The sequence below is a fragment of the Streptomyces sp. NPDC031426 genome, from assembly GCF_055581585.1.
Map to the genome: position 1 here is coordinate 13079 of NZ_JBVIJE010000025.1, position 23019 is coordinate 36097.

Sequence of the window (23019 nt, forward strand, 5' to 3'; positions counted from 1 at the left end):
TAGAGCTCCGTAACCGCCGGCCTGGCGCATGAACCCAGTCGGCGAGCGGTGCACGAGCCGGTGATCTTTCCGGGGTTCCCGCGTGCTCACCAGGGTCCGGCTCCTCCGTTGGCTCGCCGCCGTCAGCAACCCAAGGGTGAGGTGGACCATGCGGGGCAGGAAGGCCTGGTTCGAGGCGCTGCGGGCTCTGCGCGACCGGGAACGGGAAGCCCGGTGGGGCTGGCTGCTCTCAGGAGACCTGGAGCCGCACCACCAGCAGGCAGTGGAGAGCGCGGTAGGGCAGGGGCTGGCGGAAATGGCTGACCGGGAGACGCGCGCGGAGCTGTCCGCATACGAGGGCCGGCCCATCCTGTGGGCGGCGCGGCTCTCGCCCTCCGGCCACGACGTGTTGACCTACACCGACGCCAGCCCAGCCCTCGTCCCGCCACACGACGATCCCGCGGATGGCGAGACGCTGGTCGAGCTACGCCCGTCGGAGATGGACGCGCTGCGCGTGTACGTACGTATCGGAGCACTGCTGCGCGTACCGCCCGGCCGAGGGCCTGGCAGAACGAGTGCGCACAGCGTATTTCGACCGACTGGGGCAACCGCTGGTCGCTGCGCCTGGACGCGGCGCAGATCGAGTCGGTGGCCTACGCCTTCTACCCGCGCTCGACGAGCGGTTCTGGCGCGGAGGCGAACAGGTTCGCTCGCGAGTACGGCGTCGTCTTCCGCCCGGACCGGTCGACGAGCAGTCTGCGGCTGACCCGGCTGCTGACCCCCACAGCCGTCGCCCATGTGGACGATCATGTAATTCCCCCTGCGGTCACGTAATTCCCCAGGTGGTGGCCTCGCGGCCTGGGCAGGTTGCGATCAGCAGTGGTCCCGAAGCCGGGTGTCTCAGGATGTCGGCACCCAGTAGCGGCGTTTCTCGCCAACTGTGTCGATGAACCGGCCTCCGTTCGTTTCGATCACGCGCCGGGAGGCGCTGTTCGTCTCGTCGACAGGCAGGAGGGCCTGTGTGACGCCGAGCGAACGAGCGATGGGCAATGCTGCGGCGAGCATCGCCGTCGCGTGTCCTTGTCGGCGGGCGCTGGGTCGCACGTCGTAGCCGATGTGGCCGCCCGCCTTCTCCAGTGCCGGCGTGAGCCGGTGGCGGGCGGCCAGTCTGCCGAGCATCTGGTCGCTCTCGGCCCACCACAGCGTGGTCATCGGCACGAACCAATCGGCTCGCCCGGCTGCTTCGTCCCGTTCACTCAGCACGCGTTTCACGTAGGTGGTGAAGGCCGCGGTGTCGGTCAGGGCCGGTAGGTCAACGTCGTTGAGAACCACGGAGTTGGGTAGTCGCGATCCGTGCGGAACTCGGCCACCGCCGCCAGGAATGACGTCCGCAGGTCGGTTCTCGGATCGATCAGCTCGGGCATCTCGCCATGATGCCCGTCGGGCTGCCGTGGGCCTAGCTGTTATGCGGCAGGCTGCTGAGCCCCGGAGGTGGGTCTGACCGCGTTTTCGTGATGACTACGACCTCTGACGGAGGTGTGCTTGCCATGCGTGGCGATGGCCGTTACGCAGACGGGGCTGGAGCATCTGATCAGGGAGTTCGTGACACCGAAGACTTGAGCGGAACAACATGCACTTGCATCACAGGCATGTCGTTGCCGCCGCTGCTCCTATCCCAGTCGTCGTTCGTCAGCTGCCTTGGGTGGTGGCAATCTGGAGGGTGTGGAGGCCGGGCATGGCTTGGCTGGTGTGCGGCAGGTGTGGCAGTCGAGTCATGCGCTGCTGGTGATCCCGATCGTGCTCATCGTGGTGATCACAGTGGTGGACCAGTTGGTCCCGGCGGACATCCATCTGGGTCCGCTGCTGGTCATCGCTCCTGCGATCACGGCCTCGTTCGCCGGCCCATGGCTGACCGGGCTGATCGGGTTCCTGGCCGTGGCGGCGCAGTCGTACATCGGCTGGCACTTCGGCGTGTTGACCTCGCGTAACGTGCTGGTACAGATCCTCGCTCTGGCAGTGCTGTCAGCGATGATCGTGTTTTTTTGCGTGGTGCGTGAGCGGTCCCGACGCCAGCTGGCCCAGGTGCGGTCGGTCGCGGAGGCCGCGCAGCACGTCCTGCTGTGGCCGCTGCCTGAGCGGATCGGTCCCCTGCGGATCGCCTGTCTGTACCTGGCCGCCGAGGACGAGGCGCAGATCGGCGGTGACCTCTACGCGGCCACCCGCATCATCGGTGGTGTGCGCATCATGATCGGCGATGTGCGCGGCAAGGGGCTGTCCGCCATCGGCGAGGCCGCCCTCCTGCTCGGAGCCTTCCGCGAAGCCGCCCACCAGCACACCTCCCTGCCCGATCTGGCCGCTTCCCTGGAACAGAGCGTCACCCGCTACCTGGCCGACTTCGAGCCGGCCGAGGAGGCCGGCGAACGCTTCGCCACCGCCTTGCTGCTGGAACTCCCCGACGACGACCCCATCACCCGGATCGTCAGCTGCGGGCACCCCCGCCCCTGGTGCTCAGCCCCAACAGTTCCCTCACCGTGCCCAGCCTGCACCCCGCGCCACCGCTGGGGATCGGCAAGCTGGGGACGGAGGAATACAAGATCGATGTACTCGCCTTCGAGCCCGGTGACACGCTCCTGCTCTATACCGATGGCGTCATCGAAGCTCGCGACGCCGACGGAGACTTCTACCCCTTCGAGACACGGGCCGCCCAGTGGAGGGAGACCGGCCCGGAATCGCTGTTGCACCACATCCGGCGCGACCTGCTCGCCTACACCCGTGGACGCCTTGACGACGACGCGGCTCTCGTCGCGCTCCGCCGCGAGCCCGACATCGACCGACACCGCCATCACGGGCGCGTCACCCACACGAGCAGGTTCGGCGCAAGCTCCTGAACTGCACATGCCATCTGAGGCGGGACATCCGGGCGGCCGTTTGTGCGACGCGCGCAAACGGCGCGCTGCCCCCCGGCAGCGGGCCGTGGGCGTTTCACACTCCCTGGGCAAAGAGCCCGTAGGCAGGAAGGACGGCCGCGCGACGGCTGCCATGCAGGCCGGGGACATGTTCCGAGAAGCGGCGCAGGCAGTACCCGGGCCCGACACATACTCCGCCGGTTGTGGTGTGACCCTGAAGCCGAGCGGACAGTGAAGGCCATGTCGAAAGAGTCAGGACAGCAGCCGCAGACGCCCCGCCACGAAACGCCCGAGGAGCGGGCCGACCGCAACCTTGCCGAGCTCCTTCAGGAACTGCGCGTCGTCCAGACCGGCGTGCAGATCCTCTTCGCCTTCCTCCTGGGGCCGGCGTTCACCAGCCGTTTCCCGCAACTCGATGCCTTCCAGCGCGACACCTATGTGATCAGCTGCTGCTGACCGTTGTCACGTCCGCGGTCCTTGCCACCCCCGTCGCCTTGCACCGCGGCCTGTTCCACCGCGGGGTGAAGCCTCGCATCGTGGCCCTGTCTGCCCGGCACGCGCAGATCGGCCTGGCCCTTCTGGTGCTGGCGGCGCTCAACGGCGCCGTTCTCCTGCTGATGGACGTAGTCCTGGGCGGTGCGGCAGCCACCTTGATCACGACCGTGACCACAGCGATCTTCGCCGGCCTGTGGTTCCTGCTGCCCTGGACCGCCCGACGTATGTGATCCAGCCAGGAACTCCGCGTGGCCGCTGCCTGCGCCGCGAGGTGTGCAAACCTGACAGAGGGTGGAGGCTGACGGACATAACCGGATGGTGAGGACGCGATGCGAGAGGCTTATCACGAGGAGCTGGACGCGATCAGCGAGGGCCTGGTGGAGATGGCACACCTGGTCGGCTCCGCTATCGGCCGGGCCACCACCGCTCTCCTCGACGCTGACCTGAAGGTGGCCGAGGACGTGATCGCAGCGGACGCGCAGGTCGACGACCTCCAGCGTGACCTGGAAGACCGGGCGATCGCCCTGCTGGCCAGGCAGCAGCCGGTCGCAACCGACCTGCGGATCGTGGTCACCTCACTGCGGATGAGCGCCGACCTGGAACGGTCGGGAGACCTGGCCCAGCATGTGGCCAAGCTGGCCCGGCTGCGCTACCCCGAGCGGGCGGTTCCACGCGACCTGCGCCGTACGATCCTGGTGATGGGCCAGCTCGCGCAGCGCCTCATGGCGCAGGCCGCCGAGGCGCTCATCACCCATGACGTTGATGCGGCACTCCAGCTGGAGAAGGACGACGACCGCATGGACGAACTGCACCGCACGATCTTCCAGCACCTCATGGACGACCGTTGGCACCACGGCGTCGAGACGGCCGTGGACGCCACGCTCGTCGGCCGCTACTACGAACGTTTCGCCGACCATGCCGTGGCCGTGGCCCAACGCGTCGTCTACCTCGTCACCGGCGAGCATGCGGAAGACCTGCCCACCGACCCGCCCGAGACCGCCTGACCGCACCCTGCGGCTACCTGTGAGGCTCTCACCGCGATTGCGTGGTGCCTACGGCTGGATGAGGATGGGGGCTCTGATCAGCGAGAACGATGCCCGTCCGTACATCTGGCGCTTGAGCGTCTTGATCCGGTTGACGTGCCCTTCGACCGCTCCCGAGCTGTACGGAAGGGTGAGGCCGGCCGTGACGGCGTCGAGGTCCTGGCGGAGGTAGCCAGCGAAGCCTCGGATCGAGGTGGGAGCGTCTCGTTCTGCCTGCTTGATCCATTCCATGAGCAGGTGGCCGCGGAGGTGGCGGCTCAGGTCGGCGAAGACTCTGGCGAAGTCGCAGGCTGCGGCGATGTCCCGGCAGGCGAGCCGCGCTTGGTCGAGGGCTGCGCTCTCCGCCTGGCTCAGCGATTCCCGGGGACGCATGATCCAGGATGTGATCGTGCGGGGTGCGGGGACCACCGCGGTCGCGGGCACGGCGGTGCCATCACGGAGCTGGGCGACGTAACGGCTGACGACATGGCGGCCACCGGTGTAACCGAGGTCGCAGACTTCGCGGAGAAGCGGTGATCTTCCATAACGCCCTGGACATCGCGGAGATCGTCCGCCATCTCCTTGAGGAGGGCTGGGAGATCGACCCGGACGACCTGGCCCGCATCTCGCCGTACCTGACCGAGCACACTAAACGGTTCGGCGAGTACTCCACCCACGAACTCGGCATCCAGCCCGAGGCGTACGACCCGAAACTCGACGTCGACTTCACCCAGCTCTGCGACCAGGACCTGCGCGCCGAGGGCTTCGGGACCGCGGTCTGACCGGGTGAGGCCGGGACCGGCAAGCTCACTCACCCACGCCGCAGCGCGGTCTCGGCCCGAGCCGTCCACTGCGGATCGTCGTCCCCGTCCTCGTCTTCCTCTTGGGCATCAACGTTTTCGGCGTACAGATCGTCGGGGCTCTCGAACCAGTCAGTTGAGGTCACGGCTCAGAACGCGCGGAAGTCCTCGAAGGAGGGCTCAAACGGAGCATCGGGCAAGCGATAGGCCTTGCACCGGGCCCCGTGGTTGCCCTTCGGCCCGACGCCGACCGTCTCACCGGGGAATGCGTCGGGGATCACCGCCCATCCCAGGTTCTTCTCGTAGTACTGCACGGCGGTGTGCACCGACGGCCACCAGTCGTCGTCGATGACGACCAGCCCACCGGGACGGACGACTTTGCGCAGGAAGTACAGGTCGACGAAGACTTCATGGAACCGGTGGCTGCCGTCTACGAAGGCAGCGTCCGCGACGAAGCCCTCGGTCAGCAGTTGAGGGAGCGCGAGAGAGGAAGGCGCGGCTATGAGCGTGGCGATCGTCTCAAGCCCCGCCGAGCACAGCAGGTCCCAGCCGGCGTTCGAGAACTCGCGCTCCTGGAACGGGTCGATGATGATGTGCCGGGGGTTGGGACGATCGATGGTTGCCAGCGCCTCGCCAATCGCGAGCGCGGAACTGGCGTAGGCGAGACCGACCTCGACGACCGTCTCGGCTTCCTCGGCGATCAGAAGGTCGCGCAGCTGGTCGCAGTGCTGCTCGGGTACCGTGACGGTCTCGAAGTCTCCCTCCTGATCCCGCGTGCGCGGCGGACCGTCCTGCACGAGTCGTCGGCGCACCTCGCGAACCTGCGCCGCACGTTCACCTGTGTTCGTCACCCCGGCATCCCTTTCGCTGCGACAGCGACTCAAGCCTCACCGTAGGCGCGGAGGTGGATCTTGCGAAGAGCCTTTCGAGCGCCTTTTCGGCGAGGGTCGGCACCCGCCGAGCCGACGCTCGGTGCCGTGATGGACACCGTTCCCGCACGGGCAGAGATGGTCGCAAGTCGGGTGTACCTGAACGGCGCTGCCTGGGGGGAGCGCGATCACGGCGTGGGTGTCAGAGCCAGCCTCGTTGCGCGGCTTTGATGCCGGCTTCGAAACGGCTGGTGGCGCCGAGGCGTTCCATGATGGAGGCCATGTGGCGGCCAACGGTGCGGCTGGAGATTCCCAGCCGCTGTCCTGCGGCGTCGTCGGTGAGGCCGTTGCCGAGGAGGCGCAGGAGTTCGCGCTCGGTGTCGGTCAGGCCGGTCTGCGGGTCGTCGCGGCGGAGGGCTCCGAGGGGGACGGCGGTGTTCCAAGTCTGTTCGAACAGGTCGATGAGGGCGGTGACGATGCCCGGTTCGGTGACGTGGAGGGCGCCTTTGCGGGTGTTGGCAGGGTCGATGGGGACGATGGCGTGGGCTCGGTCGAAGATGACTAGGCGCTGGGGGAGGACGGGGGCGGTGCGGACCTCGCTGCCCTGGTTGAGGAGCCAGTGCGCATGGGTGGTGGTGTGGGGATCGTTGCGGGTGCTGTCCTGGTAAAGAGTCTTCATGGTGATCCCGCGGGCCAGGGGCCCTTCGTCGGCAGCTCTGGCTGCGGCGAGGTCTTCGGGGCGGTGGCTGGCGCCGGGGTGGACTCCCAGGCATTCGCGGGTCATGGCATGGGCAAGTTGTTCGAGACGTGTCTGGATGGCATCCATGCCGAGAAGGCGTTCGCCGTGAGTGGCGCGGTGTTCGGCGCGTTCGGTGACCATGCGGGTGACGGCGGCTCGGGAGGCAGCCACCTGGGCCTGGCGGACAGCAAGCTCGGCCTCTTGACGCGCGAGCACGTCGGCGAGGCCGACCTCTGGGCTGACAGCGCGCATCTGGCCGGGGTGCTCGCTGGAGGCGCGGACCAGCATCAACTGCCCGAGTTCGTCCAGGCAGTCGTGGACTTGCCCGGGGCTCAGGTTGCAGCGTTGCGTGAGCTGATCCACTCCGTCGGCGGGGTGGTCGAGCATCGCCTGGTACACCGCTGCTGCGGCGGCTGTCAGCCCGAGGGCCTCACCAGCAGGCCCGCGGTGGCGACGGCCAGCAGTCCGAAGCCGGCCAGCGCGGTGTGCTCCTTGCGCGGGTTGCTGGTGGCCGGTGCGGCGTGGGTCGCCTCGTGGGTCTCGGTCACGTCCGAGCGCGTCACCGTCAGGTAGACCACCGTCGCCAGGATCAGGCCGAGGAAGATCAGGCTGGTGGTGAACGTGCCCAGCGCGAGACCGGTCGGGTCGCCCGGGTTCTGGGCGACCTTGGGGGAGGCGAGCCAGTCGCCGATGTTCGCGCCCAGCGGGCGGGTCAGGATGTAGGCGAGCCAGAAGGACAGCACCGGGCTCGCGCCGAACTTCCACAACAGCGTGATCGCCGCGATGAGGCCGAGCGGCAGCAACACGGAGACGACCGGGCTCCAGCCGGTCAGCTCCAGAGTCCAGTCGCCGGGCGCGGTGCCGAGCGCGAAGGTGACGAGAACGGCGAGCCAGTAGAACGACTCACGCGGCAGCGTCGTGACCGAGTGGATCGACAGCGTGCGCTCACGCGCCCACCACACGCCGAAGACCACCGCGAGCAGCACCGAGAAGACCGCGGAACTGATCCACAGCGGCACGTTCAGCTGGTCGGTCAGGATGTCGGTGTACAGGGTGCCCGTGACGCTGACAACGACCACGGTCAGCGCGACGACCCGCTTACGGAATCCCGTCACTGCCATCGGTAGCCCACGCCGCGGACGGTCGCCAGACGCTCGGCCACACCCAGCGGGGCGAGCTTGGCCCGCAGCCGGCGCACGAAGGAGTCCAGGGTGTTGTCGCTGACCTGCGCTCCGTGCGGCCAGCCGGCAGCGATGAGGGCGTGGCGGCGTACCGCGTCGCCCTGCGAGGCGATCAGGCGGCCCAGCAGCCGGAACTAGGTCGGGGTCAGGCTCATGCTCACCGAATCGTAGGTCACCACGTGCTTCGCCGGATCGAGGACGACCTCGCGCGGTGCGGGCGCCACGGTGGCCCGGCGCAGCAGCGCTCGGACGCGGACCAGCAGTTCCGGGATGTCGAAGGGTTTGGTCATGTAGTCGTCGGCGCCGGCCTCGAAGCCGCCCGCCTTGTGATGCAGGCCGTCCAAGGCGGTGAGCATCAACACCGGCGCGTCGACGCCGCGAGCCCGCAGGGCGAGGCAGACGTCGCGGCCGTCGGCGTCCGGGAGCCCGAGATCCAGGACGACCAGATGGGGCGCCGGTGCGAGCTGCCGCAGCAGGCTGTCGGCCGTGGCGGCGACGGAGACGGTGTGGCCGTCGTGCTCCAGGGCGCGCTTGAGGACGCCGCGGACCGCCGCGTCGTCTTCACACACCATGATGAAAGCCACGTGCTGACCCTAGATACTCCCGTCCCAGTTCTCTATCTTCCCTGTTCAGCCGCCTGACGTTCGGGAGCAGGCCGCTGGTGCCGCACGGCCCTGCCCTGCCCTGAAGCCGCGACGGTCGGGCGCGAGGGGTCGAGCCCGCAGCAGCGGGGGTTCGCGGGAGGACCACAATGGGTCGCATGGACTCTGTGCAGGAGTACGTCGACTCCATTGCGCCAGGTCATCGTTCGCTCTTCGACCGGGTGAGCGGGCTGATCCTGGAGGAATTCCCGCAGGCGAGCGTGGCGCTGTCCTACGGAATGCCCACCTACCGGGTCGAAAAGCGCAGGCTGCACATCGGTGTCTGGCAGCACGGCGTCTCGATCTACGGGTGGGGAACGGACCGCGATGGTGGCTTCAGCTCCCGCCATCCCACGCTCATCAGCGGAAAGGCCACCATTCGGCTGCGGTCCACGGACATGGCGGTCGTCACCGACGATGAACTGCGCGCTCTCATCCGTGCCGCGCTGAAGCCCTGACCGGGGACCCGGCCCTGCGCGCAGGCACAGCCAGGAGGCAGGACCGCGACGAGCGGGATGACCAGCAACGGGATCGCCAGGCTCAGCGCAAGCCCGGCGATCAGTGCACTCGGGCGCCGCAGGACTCGGACCAGCTCACGGACGGGGACTTGCTCCATGAGCCCTCCAGCCGTCCGATCTGCGGCGCCCACGGCGCCGAGTGCTCCTCTGCCCTCCACTGTGGTATCCGAGGGGCCGGCATTCACCATTGGGTACAGAGCGCCACTTCCAAGGCCAAGGACGCACTCCCACAGGTGCTCCTCCTAGTCCTACGGGACCGTCTCGACCACATTGCGGTCACCCCGATCGTCACAGCCACCGAGGTCCGGGCCCTCCACGTATTCGGTGGCCAGCCAGGTCTGCTCCGCCTCGGGGTCCGCGTCGAGAAGCTGCTCGATGCGGGTTCCCCACACCGTTTCAGGATTTCGATCTCCTGTGTGAAGCGCAGCCGGCAGTGGCGTCCACGACCGACGCCATGATCACCTTGACAGCTGCCGGTTAGCCCCCGGCTTCGAGACCGTGGCCCATGACATCGCCGACCATCAGGCAGGGCACGCGGTCGGGGAGATGGATCAGGTCGTACCAGCCGCCGATGCTCCGGGTATCGGTGGAGGGCTGTGACCCCGGCCGGGCATCGGCCCGGCCGGGGTCACCCCTTGGGAGGTTCCTGACGGTCGGACGGTTCAGGCGGTCGGCGCCGGGGCTGCTTCGTCCGTGTTCGTCTTGTTCTGGTCGTTCGACTCACGATGAGCGACCGCTGAGGGCTCCGCAGTCTTGGGCGCCTGGTCCTTGGCCATGCCGTTGAGGATCAGGTTGAGCACGATCGCGGCCGTGGCGCCGAGCGTGACACCGCTGTTGAGTAGCGAGGACAGGTCGGCGTTCATGTGCTTCGTGAAGAGCACCGGGACGGTGGCGGGCACCAGCGCGAAGGCTAGGGACACGCCAACGACCAGCGCGTTCTTCTCCTCCTTGAGGTCGACCTTGGCGAGGGACTGGATACCGGCCAGGGCCACCATCGCGAACATCACGGTGGCCGCGCCACCGAGCACGGCGCGCGGGACAGAAGCGACGACTGCGGCGGCCTTCGGCAGAAGACCCAGGATGATCATGAACACGCCCGCTGCAACCACGACGAAACGGCTCTTGACCTTCGTCATCCGCACCAGGCCGACGTTCTCGGCGAACGCCGTGTACGGGAAGGAGTTGAGGACGCCACCGAGAGCCGTGGCGATGCCGTCGGCGCGCAGGGCCCTGGCCACCGTCTCGCTGTCGACGTCCTTGCCGACGATGTCGCCGATCGCATACGTGTCACCGGTCGTTTCGACCATGGTGATCAGCATGACGACGAGCATCAGGAGGATCGGGAACCACTGGAACTTCGGTGCCCCGAAGTGGAACGGCGTCGTGATGCCGATCCAGTCGGCGTTGCCCACCTCCGCGAAGTGCGCGTCCCCGAGGAGGAGGGCGACGACGGTGCCACCGAACAGGCCGAGCAGGATGGCGATGCTGGAGAGGAACTGTCGGCCGAACTTCATCAGCAGGAGGATGAAGAGCACCGTGCCGCCGGCGTAGGCGAAGTTCTTGGGCTCACCGAAGTCCGGGCTGCCGAGTCCGCCGGCCGCGTCGTTGAGGCCCACGGGGATCAGCACGATGCCGAGGACGGTGATCACCGTGCCGGTCACGACCGGCGGGAAGAGCCGCATGGCCGTACGGAACGCCTCGGCAGGCAGCCATGCGAACGCGAAGGTCGCCAGACCCGCGGTGATGACGGCTCCGTAGATCGCCAGCAGCGCTGCCGTACCGCCCCCGGCCCCGAGACCGATAGCGATCATCGGCGATACGGCGGTGAAGGTGACGCCTTGGATCAGCGGCAGCCGCGAACCGATGCGGCCGATGCCGAAGGCCTGGATGATGGACGCGATACCGCAGGTGAAGAGGTCTGCGTTGATCAGGTAGACCAGCTGTCCCGTGCCGAGCTTCAGAGCCCCTCCCACGATGATCGGAACGATCACCGCGCCGGCGTAGAAGGCCAGCACATGCTGGAAGCCGTAGAGCGCCAGCTTGGGAATGGGAAGCACCTCGTTGACCGGGTGCGTGGTCTGCTCTGCGGGAGCGGGAAGTCGGGCGGCGACACGTGCCATCTCTGCCTTGCCCTTCAATGAGGTAGGTAAGTGAGAGGAGATCTGGTTATCCCTGGTCACGCTCTGATGGCGGCCCCAGTTTCAGTGCGTCACGTCGTCGAAGCCTCGCTGGTGACGGCAGCAGGAGTCTCGTCGTGTGACCGAGATCAAACGCCATGAGCCGCCCCGTGAACATTGGCGGTTTACACAAAATGTTGACTTTGGCGTCACATCTGCTTGTGGGTTCCGACAACGGAGGGGAGCGGGTGAATCAGTCGTGAACAGGGAATCGGTTCAGCGGAATCCAGCAACTCGGTTGCCCACGGACCGACTTGCGCAGGCGCGGTGGCCATCCGCTCACCCACCGGCAGCGTGTCGGCGGTCGACGAGATCGCGGTGTCAGCTCAGCACCGTGTCTAGCCGCACCAGCAGCCGCGAGCAGGTGCTGGACCGCTTCCCGGACCGGGTCTTCGCCTCCGACGAGTTCGGGCCGTTGGGGATCCGGCCCACCGCGGGCTCCTGCTGGGTGAAACAGGGCAAGCCAAACCGGCTGCCGGCGACCTACCGCCGCACTCACGGCGTCACCTACTTCCACGGCTGCTACTCCGTGGGCGACGACCGCCTGTGGGGCGTCAACCGACGTCGCAAGGGCACCGCCAACACCCTGGCCGCCTCAAGTCGATCCGCGCCGCCCGACCCGACGGCGCCCCGATCTACATCATCCTGGACAACCTCTCCGCCCACACCGGCGCGGACATCCGCCGCTGGGCGAAGAAGAACAAGGTCGAGCTGTGCTTCACCCCGACCTACGCTTCCTGGGCCAACCCGATCGAGGCCCACTTCGGCCCGCTGCGGCAGTTCACCCTGGCCAACTCCCACCACCGCAGCCACCCCGCGCAAACCCAGGCACTGCACCGCTACCTGCGCTGGCGCAATACCAACGCCCGCCACCCCGACGTACTTGCCGCCCAACGCAAGGAACGCGCCCGCGTCCGCAGCGAGAAGGGCATCCGCTGGGGCGGACGCCCCCTCAACACCGCAGCCTGACCAACCGCGAACCGCAGCCCCCGAGCGCCGAAGGGGGCAAGTTCAGGAGAAGGACAGTGACAGAAGGATGAATCAGGAGGCGGACGGTTCGATCTCCCCCGCAAAGACGATGACCTGGTCGATGAGGCTCCGCCGCAGATGGACGACGTCCGTTCCCGCCAGGCGGGGACCTCCATCCGGCGTGGTGAAGACCCACTGGTACCGGGCCCACTCGTCAGGCATGTCCACCGCCGAGCAGCGCACCATCGTGCCGGTCCCCGCCGGGTGGCGCCGGATGTCCAGCACGAACCGCTCGACCGCCGCGATTCCTTCGCTGCGACCCAACGGCCCCCAGAAGACCACGTCTGAGGTCAGAGCCTGGGAGAGCAGAGCAGTCACATAGCTGTCGTCCGAGGCGTTGAACGCGGAGATGAACGTGTCGATCGCGGAGCGTGCAATCTCTTCCTGCATGCCCCAGTAATACCAGCCGTTGCGCGTGCGCTCGTCCCGCGAGCCGCCTTCCGATAACGGTGAACCATCCCGGTCACAGCACTAGGCATCTTCCGCCGGGGCAGTACAAGGTGTCCGTCCGGCGCCGACGGGCGAAAGCACCGCTCGTGGCGGCGGCCGCGAAGACGCCGGGCGCCGCCGCTCTAACCAAAGGCCTCAAGGCCGGGGCAGCAATAGACATCCGCCTGGCGTCCACGCGACCGTTGCCACCGCGAGCGTGAGGGCCGGCCGCACGGTCTAACCAGAGGCTTCGCGAGCCCACCTCCGAGAAGGCGTGACGGCCCTCACTACTCGAACACCCCGGGAACGGCACCCTGCCGTCTCTAGGGCTGTTACCAACGAATTAGTCTCCGATCATGGCTTTGCGACCTGATGAGTTCTACGACCATGCACGTGCGGCCGCGGATGGTGAGCTTCGGCTTCCGCTGGCACGGATGACCAGCTGGGACATAAGCCCGTTCGAGCCTGATGGACTTCGCGTCGCACCGCTGCGACCACCCGTTCTGCCCGAGCCAGAACGACACGGCGAGGACCCGTCGAACTGTGACGTGTGCCGCGCCCGAGACGAAGGCATCTGGTTCAACGAACGCTGGCGACTGACCCGGGTCAAGGGCGTCGGTGTGCCTCTGGTGCTCATGCTGTACTCCCGCGATCACTACGACATGGCGGAACTGTCCGACGAAATGGCCGCCGAACTCGGGGTGCTCACCACTCACATCGTCCGCCAAGTGCAGGCACTACCGCATATCTCCCGAGCTCACGTCTACCGGATCGGTGACGGAGCTGCACACCTGCACATCTGGTTCTTCGCCCGACCCGAGGGGCAGGCCCAGCTGTATGGATCGTGGCTGCCCGTCTGGGACGACCTTCTGCCGGAGTACCCGGCGGACATAGCCGACGCAGACGCGGCGGCCGTCGCCGACGCGTTGGTCACCTCGTACGGAGGCCGTCACTCGGCCACCGACGAACAGTCACACGTCTGAGCCTTCCACGCGATCTCAATAGCCGGTCTACTGATCACGGGTCCCGCCGACCAGCGGGACTGACGAAGCCCACGGCTCTGAACTGCTCAGATGCCGTGGGCTTCTGTCGTCGTTGGTCGGCGTCGGGCGGCCTCGCACGACCCGGGGACGGCCCAGCCCGACAGCCGGGCTGAGTCTCCTCCGTTGTCAGTGCGTGAGGCTATGGTGCGTTCGCCGTCTGGGAGGACGGGCGCCTCGTCCGCTCCCTGAGCCTGTCCCCGGACAGCGGCACCATCGAGAACATCGGCGAACCGCTCCCCTTTGAGTTGCCCTACTGGGCTGGAGACCGCCCGGCCAACATCGTCCCCTGGCCCGACGAGGAGGAAGAGTCCTACCCCCTAGCCTTTCACCCCTTGGACCTGGGCGAGGACGCGTTGCGTGCGCTCTGCGGCTTCATCCAGGAAGGCCGTCCACAGCCCGATGATGTCGACGCGGAGGCCATCGAGTTGTACGGATTCCATGTACAAGACCCGCATGTGCCTGCTCGTGCCGAGCAGGAATCGGCACTACGGAGGACGGTTGAAGCGATGCAGCCGTCGCGCGTTTACATGCTGGGGCCTGATGGTTCGTTGGCTGAGCGCGAAGGCCTGTAGCTCAGCTCAGCCACAACTGATCACCGTCGGCCGTGACCTGCGGCCGTCTAACCGATCAAGGCCCTGATCTGCTGCTGAGCTGTCGCCAGCTGTCGACGTTCGTCGTCGCTGAGCGCCCTTCCACGGCCCGAGGACGGCCCGGGAGGGTGCTCTTGCGTGAGCACCGCATTAGGGGTATGACAGACCGGGTGGAGCGGCTCCGCTGTCAGCGGTTGCTCGTGGTGCCGATGTCGACGATGTGGTTGTACCGCTCCACCAGCACGAAAAGCTTGATCTTCTGCGTCGTCTGCCCGCTGCCGAAGGTCAGGGTGACGATGACCTCATGGCCGTTACCCACGGCGCCGTTGTCGGTCACCGTCCACTTCCGCGGGACGTTTTGGGCACGCAGGACACCGTCCGCCGCGTGCTTCTTCTCCCAGGCCGCCAGTCGCTTGGCGAAGTCGGGCGTCAGGTAGTGCTTGCGGAGCACCGTTTCCAGCGTGGCGTCCGGGTCCGTGTAGTCGCCGATCGCGTCGATGTACGCGCCGTAGAAGTCGGCGACCCGGGTCACCACTTGGCCGCTCGTGCCGCTGACGGACTGCGGTGCGGCGGCGGACGACTTTGCGGGGGCATGGACGGATGCCTGTGCCGACACCTGTGTCGACACACCGAGTCCGACAGCCAGGACGAGGCCGGCGGCGACGGCCGCGCGGCGGCCCGTACGGCGGTGTGCGAGGGACTTCCTGTTCATGTGCATCTTCCTTTTCTGGTCCATATGTGGTTGCTCTCGGCCCGGTGTCTTCGTGCCGGGGCCGTCGTGTGGCTATCGCCTTTTCGGGTCGGCGGGCGCTGCCCCGGAGTCATGAACATCTACTGCTGCGCGGACCCATTCCCCCCTGCCGCGGCTCGGGGCGCGATCGACGACACCAAGTCCTGCTGAATCGCGCCGAATAACCCTGTCAGTGGTCGATTGGCCGCCCTCCCCACCCCCGTGGCGGAGGGCGGCCCCGGTCATGCGGTCAGCGGAGCTTGTCCACGGCCCGTGACGGCCGTCTTCTTGGAGGCCTTCACCGCCGCATGCCCGACGTCGCGAGACGGGTGTCAAAGACGCCCCAGGGGGTCACCGTGTGCAGGCCGTATCCGTGCCTGCCCTCTTCGGCAGGCAGCGTGCCGTAGTCCTTCAGCGTGGCCTCGGTCTCCGAGCCGGCCTTCTCGATGCGTGCGCACAGGACTTGACTCCGTTGCTCGGCCGCGAGAAGCGCCCCTTCGCCACAGCCGTCCTGGACAACTGCACGCTGACCTGACGGACGGTCGCTCCTGTCGAGTTCGGTGCGGAGCTCCCGGTACCGGGTCCGGGCTGTCGCCGCCCACCGCCATGCGTAGACAGCGGTCCTGTTCCACCGCCTCCGGTACGCAGGCGGTGACCTTGCCGACCGTTCAGGACGAGCTTGGATACGACGGGAGTTGGGCCGCCGTGAGGAAGCCGACGCCTTGGCCGCGACGTTTGCCAGTGTGGCGAGCGTCGTGCCGAGGGCGAGCCCGTGACGGCGAGTGCGAGGGGCGGGCCTGCTCGGGTGCGCTGGGGCATGGGTGTCTCCCGTGGATGAATGAGTGCATGAGTGTCGTTTGTCGCCCGCCGCCGACTGGCCGGTCCGGTCCTGGTCGGTGCGACACCAAGAGCATCAGCCGTCACGACGGCTCCGCGCAACGCCGGACGCCCGCCCGGCGAGGGTGGAACCATCCCAGCCCATCTGACGTGCAGGTATATGGACCGCCTGAGATACGGGGACACGTGGGAGTTTGGGGGAGCGGTGTCGACCGAGGACGACGTCGAGCAGTTCGCGGCGCTGCTGCGCCGGCTGAAGGACCGCACGGACCGGAGCTACGGCTCCCTGGCCCGCCGTCTCGGCATGAACACCTCCACGCTGCACCGCTACTGCGCGGGCGAGACGGTCCCGCAGGACTACGCCCCGGTGGAGCGGTTCGCCGCCTTCTGCGGAGCAACACCGGAGGAACGCCTCGATCTGCACCGCCTGTGGCTGCTCGCGGTGACGGCACGACAGCGGCCGAGGGCGGGTGAGGAGGCAGCGGAGCCGACAAAGACCGAAGGGGCACTGAAGCCGACAGGGGACGAGTGGGCTTCGGGTCCGGACAGCCGGACGGCGGGGCGTGCGGGTTGCGGCACGTGCAGTGTGGGTGGTGGCGCCGACGGCATCGGTGGTGACGGGGGCGGCACGAGCGGTTCACCACCGCGACTCGATGCGGGCGCCCCCGACGCCGCACTGGCTGCTCCCGACGTTCCTGAACCGGGCAGTCCCGAGTCGACGGCCCAGTGCGATGCGGTCCGCTCAACTGGACAGCCCTGGTACCGCCGTCGCCGTACCGTCGTCGGCACAGCCACGGCGACCGTACTGCTGGTGACGCTGGGCAGTATGTCGGCGCTGTCGGCCGACCGGTCTCACGACAACTCCGCCAAGGCCCCCGGTCAGTCCCGTACGACAGGAAGCGGTACGTCACACCACCCCTCGGCCACTGCGGCCAGCCCCTCCCGCAGCCGTTCTTCGGCCTCGCCCTCCACAGGAGTACGGGCTTCAGGGAGCCCCGAGTCGAAGGGCGGATCGTCGGCAGAGACGAAGAGCGACGCCCCCGTGCCAACCGGTGTGCCGCTCGCGTGGACCGCCGACTCGCAGATCTGGGACGGCGGTTGCGGGCACGACTACGTCATCGGGAAGGAGCCGGCCCAGGTGCCCCCGCCGCCGGCAGAGCAGGACGCCGGAGTGTGGGCAGCGACGCAGCAGGCGGTACCTGGGCGGCAGACGATGGTGCAGATCGCGGTTCAGGGGAAGTCGTCCACGGCCGTGGTCCTCGCGGCCCTCCGGGTCCGTATCGTCAGCCGCGGCACCCCGGTCACCGGCAACGCGTACGCCATGGGCCAGGGCTGCGGCAGTGATCTGCCGCCCCGCAACTTCTCCGTGAACCTGGACGTCGACCGCCCGATCGCCCACGCGCGCCCCGGCAACGACAGCGGAAAGCCCGTCCCCGCGGTGCAGTTCCCCTACCGCGTCTCCGCCGAGGACCCGGAGGTGCTGCGGGTCACCGCGACGACCGAGGCCTACGACTGCAACTGGTACCTGGAACTCGACTGGTCATCCCAGGGCCGCACCGGCACGGTCCGCATCGACGACCACGGCCACCCGTTCCGCACCAGCAGCATCAAGGGCCTGCCCCACTACTGGTACGGCACGAACGACCACGGTGTGCGTCAGTGGGTACCCACCGACTCTTGAGGGAACGTGGGAGCTGTTCGGGCCATTTTCGCGATGTGACCGTTCCCCGTCACCCAGGCCCATGCTGCTGGAGGGGCCGGTTGCTGCCGCTTCGGCTAGGAACGCCCGCTGCGTTCCACTCAGGTTCGGTGTCGGCTCTGGCATGACACCTGTCATATACAATACCGGATGCAGAGCACTGGGGCTCGCGGGTCGACGTCCGTACGGTACCTCTCATGACGAAGAGCAACGGGGAGAACCCACAGAAGACCGATATCAAGGTGAGCCTGATCGGTGGTCATCGCCTGGCAGGAGCCACCCTCCACGAGAGGACCGTCACTGCTTCCCTCATCGGTGGTGCCGACGTCGATCTGACGGACATCGACATCCCGGACGGCACCGAGCTGCGCATCACCAAGTTGAGCCTGATCGGCGGCGTCAGCCTCAAGGTCCGCCGCGACGTCCGGGTGGAGGTCCACGGGCTGCGCCTGGGCGGAGTGAAGGACGATGGTCCGAGCGAGCCGGGTGGCCCGACGGTCCGGATCGACGCCTGGGGCCTGGTTGGCGGCGTCAGCGTCAGCCGCGCCTAGCCAAAGTTCAAAGAGGCCCACCAACCTCCCACAGGCAGACGACAGATGATGGATCGACAGCCGAGACGCAGATATCGCTGGGGTCGCGGCCAGTGGACACGGTGCGTGACCGTCGCCCGCGCCGTATCTTCACTGCATGCTGGACAGGTGCACGTTTTCCAAGGGCGCCCTGTGTGGTCGGCGATGGTTGGCCGCTGCGGGCAGGCACTGGGAGGGCGGATAGTCACTGTCCGCCCCTCCGTCTTTACGGTGCGCACGGCAGCAGCAATCGACGGGGGATGACCTGCGGGCGCTTGGCCTGCAGCGCCCCAGGTTGGGGAAGCGGTGGATGGTCATGCCTGATATGCCCTCGATCGCGAGGAGCTTTGCAGGTAGCTGCTTGGTAGGCAGAGGTCATCGGTGAGATGGACTACCTGACCAGACCCATCTATCAGGCGCTTTTGGATGACCTCATAGCCACTCGACATCCCCGCGTCGTCCTGGACCTGTCCGGGGGTGACGTTCTGCGACTCTGGGGGCCTCAACGCTCTCCTGGCGGCCCAGCGGATCGCAGCGAGCAACGGGACGGCCCTTGCCCTGGCGCGTGCGCCACCGGTATTGAGGCGGGTGCTTGAGATGACCGGCGTGGATCAACTGCCAGCCGTTCATGACACCGTTGCGGAAGCGGTGGCGGTTCTGGAGGGCGGACTCCACCGTGACCGCAACGCGACTGCATGATCGCAGCACGCTTGCGGTCTCGGACCGGTTCAGCTGCCGCCGCTAGATCACCCTCGGAGGTGGTGACATTTTTAGTGCTTGAAGGAGCCCTTGGCCCCTTCCTTCGCGCCCCGCATCTTGCCCCGCGCTTCGAGGGCTGCACCCTTTGCTGCGAGATCATCTTTGTGTACGGCGTGAGCCAGTGTTCGAACGGTCTTTCCTACCACCTGTTCGGCCTTTGCTTTGGCCTTCTCTCCGGCGCTCATCTCATTACCTCCACGCAACAGGGCGAGTGCCCCTTAACGAGGGGAAGCAACCCCTGAGCGCGTGATGTCCCATCAGCGCCCTCAGCTTGGGAAGCTTGGGTCTTCGACGGGCCATTGCTGGGCTGGCCTGCGGCGGAGCAGCTACAGCATCTGACTGGCCGCCGACCTGCTCCCCGCCATTCCCCGTGGTTCCCCGCACAACCTGGCGCGGTTCTGGCATGACCCCCTTCGCGCGGCTGCAGGGCAGCCGAGTTCCTCGGCACCTGCCAGCGACGGGAGAACCGCCCGCGCCCGTTGATGTATGGCGTAGATGTCAGCTGGCTCGCCCGACGCCCTGACCCGCGGATCATGGGGCAAGGCGTTTGCGGGGTCACAGGGCGTGTCGCTGGCTAACCCATGGTCTTGGCGCCGTCCAGGGACTCCCGGATGATGTCGGCGTGGCCGGCGTGCTGGGCGGTCTCGGCGATGATGTGCATCAGCACCCGGCGGGCCGACCATCGCGCGCCCGACTCGGACCATGGGGCCTTCGGCAGCGGTTGTGTGGCGTCCAGGTCGGGCAGGGTGACGACCAGCTCATCGGTCCGGCGGGCCACCTCGGAGTAGTCGGCGAGCACGCCGGCCAGCGTCTCGCCGGGCAGCATCCGGAACTCGTCGGCCCGCCGGGCCCAGTCGGCCTCGGTCATGGTGGTGAAGTCGGGCATTGCCGACGGGCCGTCGAGGACGAACTGCACCCAGGTTCGCTCGACCGCAGTGACATGCTTGATCAGGCCGCCCAGGCACAGCTGGCTGGCGGTGGTCCGGCGCCCGGCCTGCCCGTCGGTGAGGTCGCGGGTGGTGAAACGCAGGAAGTGCCGCTGCTTGGCCAGCGCCTCCAACAAGTCGGCGCGCTCGCCGGTGGCGGTCGGCGCATCGGCCGGGTCGTGGGTGGCCAGTTCGTTGACAGTCATGGTCTCGCTCATGGTCGCTGCCTTCCGTGGTTTGTGTTCCGCCGGGCAAGGAAGACGCTAGGGGCCATAGAGGTCAGATTCTGACCTAAATCGAGGAAAGGCGAGATTTCCGTGATCCACTCCCCGATCGCCGACTACACCTCGCCGGCGTCACCGCCCACCCCACCGCGCAGTGGGCCGTCCAGCAGGCGAGGAATCTCGCCATGACGTTGGGGTGCCGGATGGACTCGCTGCGCTTTCTGCCGCGGGACCGGGATGCGAAGTACACCGACGCCTTCGACGCCGTCTTCCAGGCCGACGACGTGCAGATCCTGCTCAGCCCGCCGCAGGCACCGAGAGCGAACGCGATCTGTGAGAGAGCCGTGGGCACCCTCCGGCGCGAGCTCCTCGACCGGATCCTGATCTACAACGAGGCCCCCGTCCAAGCGGTCCTGGCCGAGTACATCCGGCACTACAACCAGCACCGCCCCCACCACACGAGGCTCACCGATTCCATCGGAGCCATCTGCGCAGGTCGACAGGGTCGTAGGCGGGCACCGCCGGGCTGGCCACCATCGCCACCCGACCGCGAGGCGACCATCGGCCCACGTTCGGCCGACGCGGTTTCTTGGCAACCCCCGAGTAGCCGGCGCCGGCCACCGTCACCAAGCTGGAACAGCCGTGATCCACCGCATCGCCGATATCAATCCGACGGCGAGACCACGCTGTACGCCGACACCGACATGGACCGCCCCGGCACCGAGCACAACCTGGTTCCCCACGCCTGAGGAACCGGCCCGAGCCCAGGGACAGAAAAGGCCAGGACACCCGCTGCCGTTCCGGCCCGACAGGGGAAGGAGCCGTCAGCGCGTCGGCGGGCACGCGGACGTGCGGCTGACTTCCCGTCGGGAAGGCGCGGCGGGTGTCCCGGGTCGGCCGGATGGGCACCGTACCGCGCCTCGACGAGGGCCCATCCGTGAGCCGTCGCACAGCCCCGCGCCGGTGCCTTCCCGCCGGTGCCGGCTCGCCGGCACGGCGGGGGCTTCGGCCGAAGAACCCGTGCTGAACGGCTTTGCCGGCATGCTCGGTTGCCCGGCCTCGAAGCATGGAGGGCGGCCGTGTCACGGGCCGTCGGAACCACGTGTCGCGGCGGGGCGAGCGACGTGCGAGGACAAGACCGCCGTGAGCTAACGCCTGGTCAGCAGGTCCGTCATCGGCAGGACGCCGCCCTCGGTGTCACCGGAGTACCGCAGGTGGCCGAGGCGCCAGTTGTCCTGGACGGTGCGCAGCAGGGAGTAGTGGTTGTACGGCGTGTGGCTCACGGCACCGCGCGGACCGCGGCTGGTGATGACCACGGCCGGGCTCAGACCGCCGCCGTAGGGACCACCGGGCCAGTTCGATGGGGTGGTGGAGGCGGGGTAGTCCGGGTTGAGGCGGACGTCGTGCAGCGGCACGTACGGGGAGTCGCAGCAGCCATCGGCGCTTTCGTATCCGCCGTTGTCCTCGCCGCCGATCCAGTCGTTCTCGTCGGCGACGATGAAGATCGCACTGTTCTCCTTCCAGGCCGCAGAGTGCGTGATCGTGTCGACGGCTTGCTGGACCCAGACGTCGGACTTCCCCTTGAGGGCCTGGTCGTTGGCGTCGCCCGGGGACCCGGCGTACGGGCAGGGCGTCTCGGGGTGACCGGGTACCGCGACGTTCACTCCGCCGTGCATGTCGTTGCACTGGTTCGGCGTGAGCCATGCGAAGTCCGGGATGTCACCGCTCGCCAGATCTGCGGCGAGCGCGCTGTAAGGCTTCACCGCTGCCATCCGGGCCGGGTTTTCGGCGATGTCGTTGAAGAGCACGAAGGGGTTGTGCTTGCGCGCGTACAGATGGACCTGGCTGCCGTTCACCACGGGGCCGAAGCGGGCCTGCTTGTCCGTCGGCAGGTCCTCCATGTACGCCGCCCAGGTCCTGCCGTGTTCCTCCAACTGGTCCACAACGTTGCGGGCGGTGAGGCGAGTGACGTTCTCGTCCTCGTCGTCCTGGATGCCGAAGGTGTCACCGGCCGTCGCCGCGAGGTAGTTGGGCATGCTCGGGTGGGTGACCCCGAAGTAGTGGTCGGCCATCCCATATGTGCGGGCGAGCCGGGTGATACGGGGGGCGTCCGGATCGCCGATGACGCCGTCCTTCGAGTGATTCTCCAACATGATCACGAAGATGTGGTCGAGGCGGCCCCTGCCCTCATCGTGCGGGCGAGGAGCGGCGTCGGCCACTCCGGACGCCGCTCCCGCCAGCAGTGCCGCACAAACTGCCCCGACAAGGCGTTTCGCCTTCCGCATCGACAAGACCCCTTCTCTCTCCCGGACTGAGGGCACACCGCCTCGACCGAGCTCTGCCTCATGTTGCTAGATTTACAACTCGTTGCGTGAGACGGGACGGCGTGCGCGCCTGAGGCTCCCTCACCATCGGGAAAACTGCAAGGCCTTACCCGTGCGTAACAGTGGTCGTAGGACTGCCCCGTCGGCGCGCACGAGGGCTGAGAGCGGTTGTCCGGCCCAGTCGGTGAGTGCATGGGCAAAGGCGGTCCCGTTCGGTGATCACCTTGACGTAGCGGGTATCCAGCCGAGTGGCTTTGGCGGGAGCGGCGGTGTACGCCGTACCCTTCACCTTGACGGGGCTGCGGAATGACTGGGGGTACACGTCGAGCCGCTGGATATGGGTGGGCAACACTCGAGACCACGCTCGGTGAGGGCTTCGCGTGCGTCGGATTCGGGACCGGTACGCGTGGTGTCGGGACGATTCGCGAGATTCAGCAGGACGGCGGTGCGGGCCGACTGGGAGGGCAGGGACTGCATGTCATCCATTTCGCGGTCGACGGGCGCCGTGCGGTCCGGCTCGATCGGGGTCGGGG

The 23019-nt window shown here is 67.7% G+C and carries 22 protein-coding genes and 6 pseudogenes; 13 read left to right on the forward strand and 15 right to left on the reverse strand.

Annotated features, from left to right (window positions below):
• Nucleotides 1-351: 351 nt before the first annotated feature.
• The gene (locus tag ACZ5NH_RS34965) at nt 352-813 is read left to right on the forward strand and encodes a DUF6417 family protein (protein ID WP_468781072.1); all 462 of its coding nucleotides are present in this window, start codon (nt 352-354) and stop codon (nt 811-813) included.
• Between the two features lie 66 nt (nt 814-879).
• On the opposite strand, the gene ACZ5NH_RS34970 is transcribed toward ACZ5NH_RS34965, so the two are convergent.
• Together ACZ5NH_RS34970 and ACZ5NH_RS34975 are read right to left on the reverse strand one after the other, a co-directional pair.
• Nucleotides 880-1311 (reverse strand): GNAT family N-acetyltransferase, encoded by a 432-nt coding sequence (locus ACZ5NH_RS34970; RefSeq protein WP_468781074.1) that lies wholly within the window; start codon nt 1309-1311, stop codon nt 880-882.
• A complete protein-coding gene (locus ACZ5NH_RS34975) occupies nt 1278-1403 on the reverse strand; it encodes a hypothetical protein (RefSeq protein WP_468781076.1) in 126 nt (41 codons plus the stop codon). The genes ACZ5NH_RS34970 and ACZ5NH_RS34975 overlap by 34 nt, the downstream gene beginning before the upstream one ends.
• Nucleotides 1404-1728: 325 nt before the next feature.
• Between ACZ5NH_RS34975 and ACZ5NH_RS34980 the strand changes: the two are divergent.
• From ACZ5NH_RS34980 to phoU, 3 genes and pseudogenes are all read left to right on the forward strand, one after another.
• Nucleotides 1729-2867, forward strand: a pseudogene (locus tag ACZ5NH_RS34980) (PP2C family protein-serine/threonine phosphatase).
• A gap of 258 nt (nt 2868-3125) precedes the next feature.
• Nucleotides 3126-3610, forward strand: a pseudogene (locus ACZ5NH_RS34985) (DUF6328 family protein).
• A 99-nt stretch (nt 3611-3709) separates the two neighbouring features.
• Nucleotides 3710-4384: a phosphate signaling complex protein PhoU gene (gene phoU, locus ACZ5NH_RS34990; RefSeq protein WP_468781078.1), complete on the forward strand. Its 675-nt coding sequence runs from the start codon at nt 3710-3712 to the stop codon at nt 4382-4384.
• Between the two features lie 48 nt (nt 4385-4432).
• Here the strand turns inward: phoU and ACZ5NH_RS34995 are convergent, their stop codons facing one another.
• Nucleotides 4433-4795 (reverse strand): transposase, encoded by a 363-nt coding sequence (locus ACZ5NH_RS34995; RefSeq protein WP_468781080.1) that lies wholly within the window; start codon nt 4793-4795, stop codon nt 4433-4435.
• Nucleotides 4796-4929: 134 nt separating this feature from the next.
• Between ACZ5NH_RS34995 and ACZ5NH_RS35000 the strand changes: the two are divergent.
• Nucleotides 4930-5184 (forward strand): annotated as a pseudogene (locus ACZ5NH_RS35000) (Tn3 family transposase); the annotation flags it as partial.
• Nucleotides 5185-5351: 167 nt separating this feature from the next.
• On the opposite strand, the gene ACZ5NH_RS35005 reads toward ACZ5NH_RS35000, so the two are convergent.
• From ACZ5NH_RS35005 to ACZ5NH_RS35025, 5 genes are all read right to left on the reverse strand, one after another.
• On the reverse strand, nt 5352-6053 hold the full coding sequence (locus ACZ5NH_RS35005; protein WP_468781082.1) for a class I SAM-dependent methyltransferase: 702 nt from the start codon (nt 6051-6053) through the stop codon (nt 5352-5354).
• A 220-nt stretch (nt 6054-6273) separates the two neighbouring features.
• Entirely contained in the window at nt 6274-7197 is a 924-nt protein-coding gene (locus tag ACZ5NH_RS35010) for a helix-turn-helix transcriptional regulator (RefSeq protein ID WP_468781084.1), read from the reverse strand.
• A gap of 29 nt (nt 7198-7226) precedes the next feature.
• Nucleotides 7227-7931 carry a COG4705 family protein gene (locus tag ACZ5NH_RS35015; RefSeq protein ID WP_468781086.1) on the reverse strand — a complete coding sequence of 235 codons (705 nt, stop codon included), beginning with the start codon at nt 7929-7931 and terminating at the stop codon, nt 7227-7229.
• Nucleotides 7922-8119, reverse strand: a complete 198-nt coding sequence (locus tag ACZ5NH_RS35020) for a helix-turn-helix domain-containing protein (RefSeq protein WP_468781211.1) — start codon at nt 8117-8119, stop codon at nt 7922-7924. The genes ACZ5NH_RS35015 and ACZ5NH_RS35020 overlap by 10 nt, the downstream gene beginning before the upstream one ends.
• A gap of 6 nt (nt 8120-8125) precedes the next feature.
• Nucleotides 8126-8575, reverse strand: coding sequence for a response regulator transcription factor (locus tag ACZ5NH_RS35025; protein WP_468781088.1), 450 nt, complete (start codon nt 8573-8575; stop codon nt 8126-8128).
• Nucleotides 8576-8751: 176 nt separating this feature from the next.
• Here ACZ5NH_RS35025 and ACZ5NH_RS35030 point away from each other — a divergent pair, with 176 nt between their 5' ends.
• Nucleotides 8752-9090 carry a DUF1801 domain-containing protein gene (locus ACZ5NH_RS35030; protein ID WP_468781090.1) on the forward strand — a complete coding sequence of 113 codons (339 nt, stop codon included), beginning with the start codon at nt 8752-8754 and terminating at the stop codon, nt 9088-9090.
• A 308-nt stretch (nt 9091-9398) separates the two neighbouring features.
• Here ACZ5NH_RS35030 and ACZ5NH_RS35035 read toward each other — a convergent pair whose 3' ends face one another.
• Nucleotides 9399-9542, reverse strand: a complete 144-nt coding sequence (locus ACZ5NH_RS35035; RefSeq protein WP_468781092.1) for a hypothetical protein — start codon at nt 9540-9542, stop codon at nt 9399-9401.
• Between the two features lie 270 nt (nt 9543-9812).
• A complete protein-coding gene (locus ACZ5NH_RS35040; protein ID WP_468781094.1) occupies nt 9813-11270 on the reverse strand; it encodes a nucleobase:cation symporter-2 family protein in 1458 nt (485 codons plus the stop codon).
• 415 nt (nt 11271-11685) lie between these two features.
• On the opposite strand from ACZ5NH_RS35040, the pseudogene ACZ5NH_RS35045 reads away from it, so the two are divergent.
• Nucleotides 11686-12296: pseudogene (locus tag ACZ5NH_RS35045) on the forward strand (transposase); the annotation flags it as partial.
• A 72-nt stretch (nt 12297-12368) separates the two neighbouring features.
• On the opposite strand, the gene ACZ5NH_RS35050 reads toward ACZ5NH_RS35045, so the two are convergent.
• Nucleotides 12369-12746, reverse strand: coding sequence for a hypothetical protein (locus tag ACZ5NH_RS35050; protein WP_030825962.1), 378 nt, complete (start codon nt 12744-12746; stop codon nt 12369-12371).
• Nucleotides 12747-13333: 587 nt separating this feature from the next.
• Between ACZ5NH_RS35050 and ACZ5NH_RS35055 the strand changes: the two genes are divergently transcribed.
• Entirely contained in the window at nt 13334-13768 is a 435-nt protein-coding gene (locus ACZ5NH_RS35055) for a hypothetical protein (RefSeq protein WP_388633952.1), read from the forward strand.
• A 212-nt stretch (nt 13769-13980) separates the two neighbouring features.
• Nucleotides 13981-14400 (forward strand): annotated as a pseudogene (locus tag ACZ5NH_RS35060) (DUF6928 family protein); the annotation flags it as partial.
• A gap of 205 nt (nt 14401-14605) precedes the next feature.
• On the opposite strand, the gene ACZ5NH_RS35065 reads toward ACZ5NH_RS35060, so the two are convergent.
• Nucleotides 14606-15130: a hypothetical protein gene (locus ACZ5NH_RS35065; RefSeq protein ID WP_468781096.1), complete on the reverse strand. Its 525-nt coding sequence runs from the start codon at nt 15128-15130 to the stop codon at nt 14606-14608.
• Nucleotides 15131-16145: 1015 nt separating this feature from the next.
• Here ACZ5NH_RS35065 and ACZ5NH_RS35070 point away from each other — a divergent pair.
• The 3 genes from ACZ5NH_RS35070 (at nt 16146) to ACZ5NH_RS35080 (ending at nt 18952) form a co-directional block, all read left to right on the forward strand.
• Entirely contained in the window at nt 16146-17666 is a 1521-nt protein-coding gene (locus ACZ5NH_RS35070) for a helix-turn-helix domain-containing protein (protein WP_468781098.1), read from the forward strand.
• Between the two features lie 215 nt (nt 17667-17881).
• On the forward strand, nt 17882-18235 hold the full coding sequence (locus tag ACZ5NH_RS35075; protein ID WP_451337167.1) for a hypothetical protein: 354 nt from the start codon (nt 17882-17884) through the stop codon (nt 18233-18235).
• Nucleotides 18236-18730: 495 nt separating this feature from the next.
• Nucleotides 18731-18952 carry an STAS domain-containing protein gene (locus ACZ5NH_RS35080; RefSeq protein ID WP_468781100.1) on the forward strand — a complete coding sequence of 74 codons (222 nt, stop codon included), beginning with the start codon at nt 18731-18733 and terminating at the stop codon, nt 18950-18952.
• A 71-nt stretch (nt 18953-19023) separates the two neighbouring features.
• Here the strand turns inward: ACZ5NH_RS35080 and ACZ5NH_RS35085 are convergent, their stop codons facing one another.
• Together ACZ5NH_RS35085 and ACZ5NH_RS35090 are read right to left on the reverse strand one after the other, a co-directional pair.
• A complete protein-coding gene (locus ACZ5NH_RS35085; protein ID WP_388633965.1) occupies nt 19024-19197 on the reverse strand; it encodes a hypothetical protein in 174 nt (57 codons plus the stop codon).
• A gap of 389 nt (nt 19198-19586) precedes the next feature.
• Nucleotides 19587-20156 (reverse strand): DinB family protein, encoded by a 570-nt coding sequence (locus ACZ5NH_RS35090; RefSeq protein ID WP_468781102.1) that lies wholly within the window; start codon nt 20154-20156, stop codon nt 19587-19589.
• A gap of 116 nt (nt 20157-20272) precedes the next feature.
• Between ACZ5NH_RS35090 and ACZ5NH_RS35095 the strand changes: the two are divergent.
• Nucleotides 20273-20626, forward strand: a pseudogene (locus ACZ5NH_RS35095) (integrase core domain-containing protein); the annotation flags it as partial.
• Between the two features lie 684 nt (nt 20627-21310).
• Here ACZ5NH_RS35095 and ACZ5NH_RS35100 read toward each other — a convergent pair.
• Nucleotides 21311-22315: an alkaline phosphatase family protein gene (locus tag ACZ5NH_RS35100; protein ID WP_451554988.1), complete on the reverse strand. Its 1005-nt coding sequence runs from the start codon at nt 22313-22315 to the stop codon at nt 21311-21313.
• Nucleotides 22316-23019 lie beyond the last annotated feature (704 nt).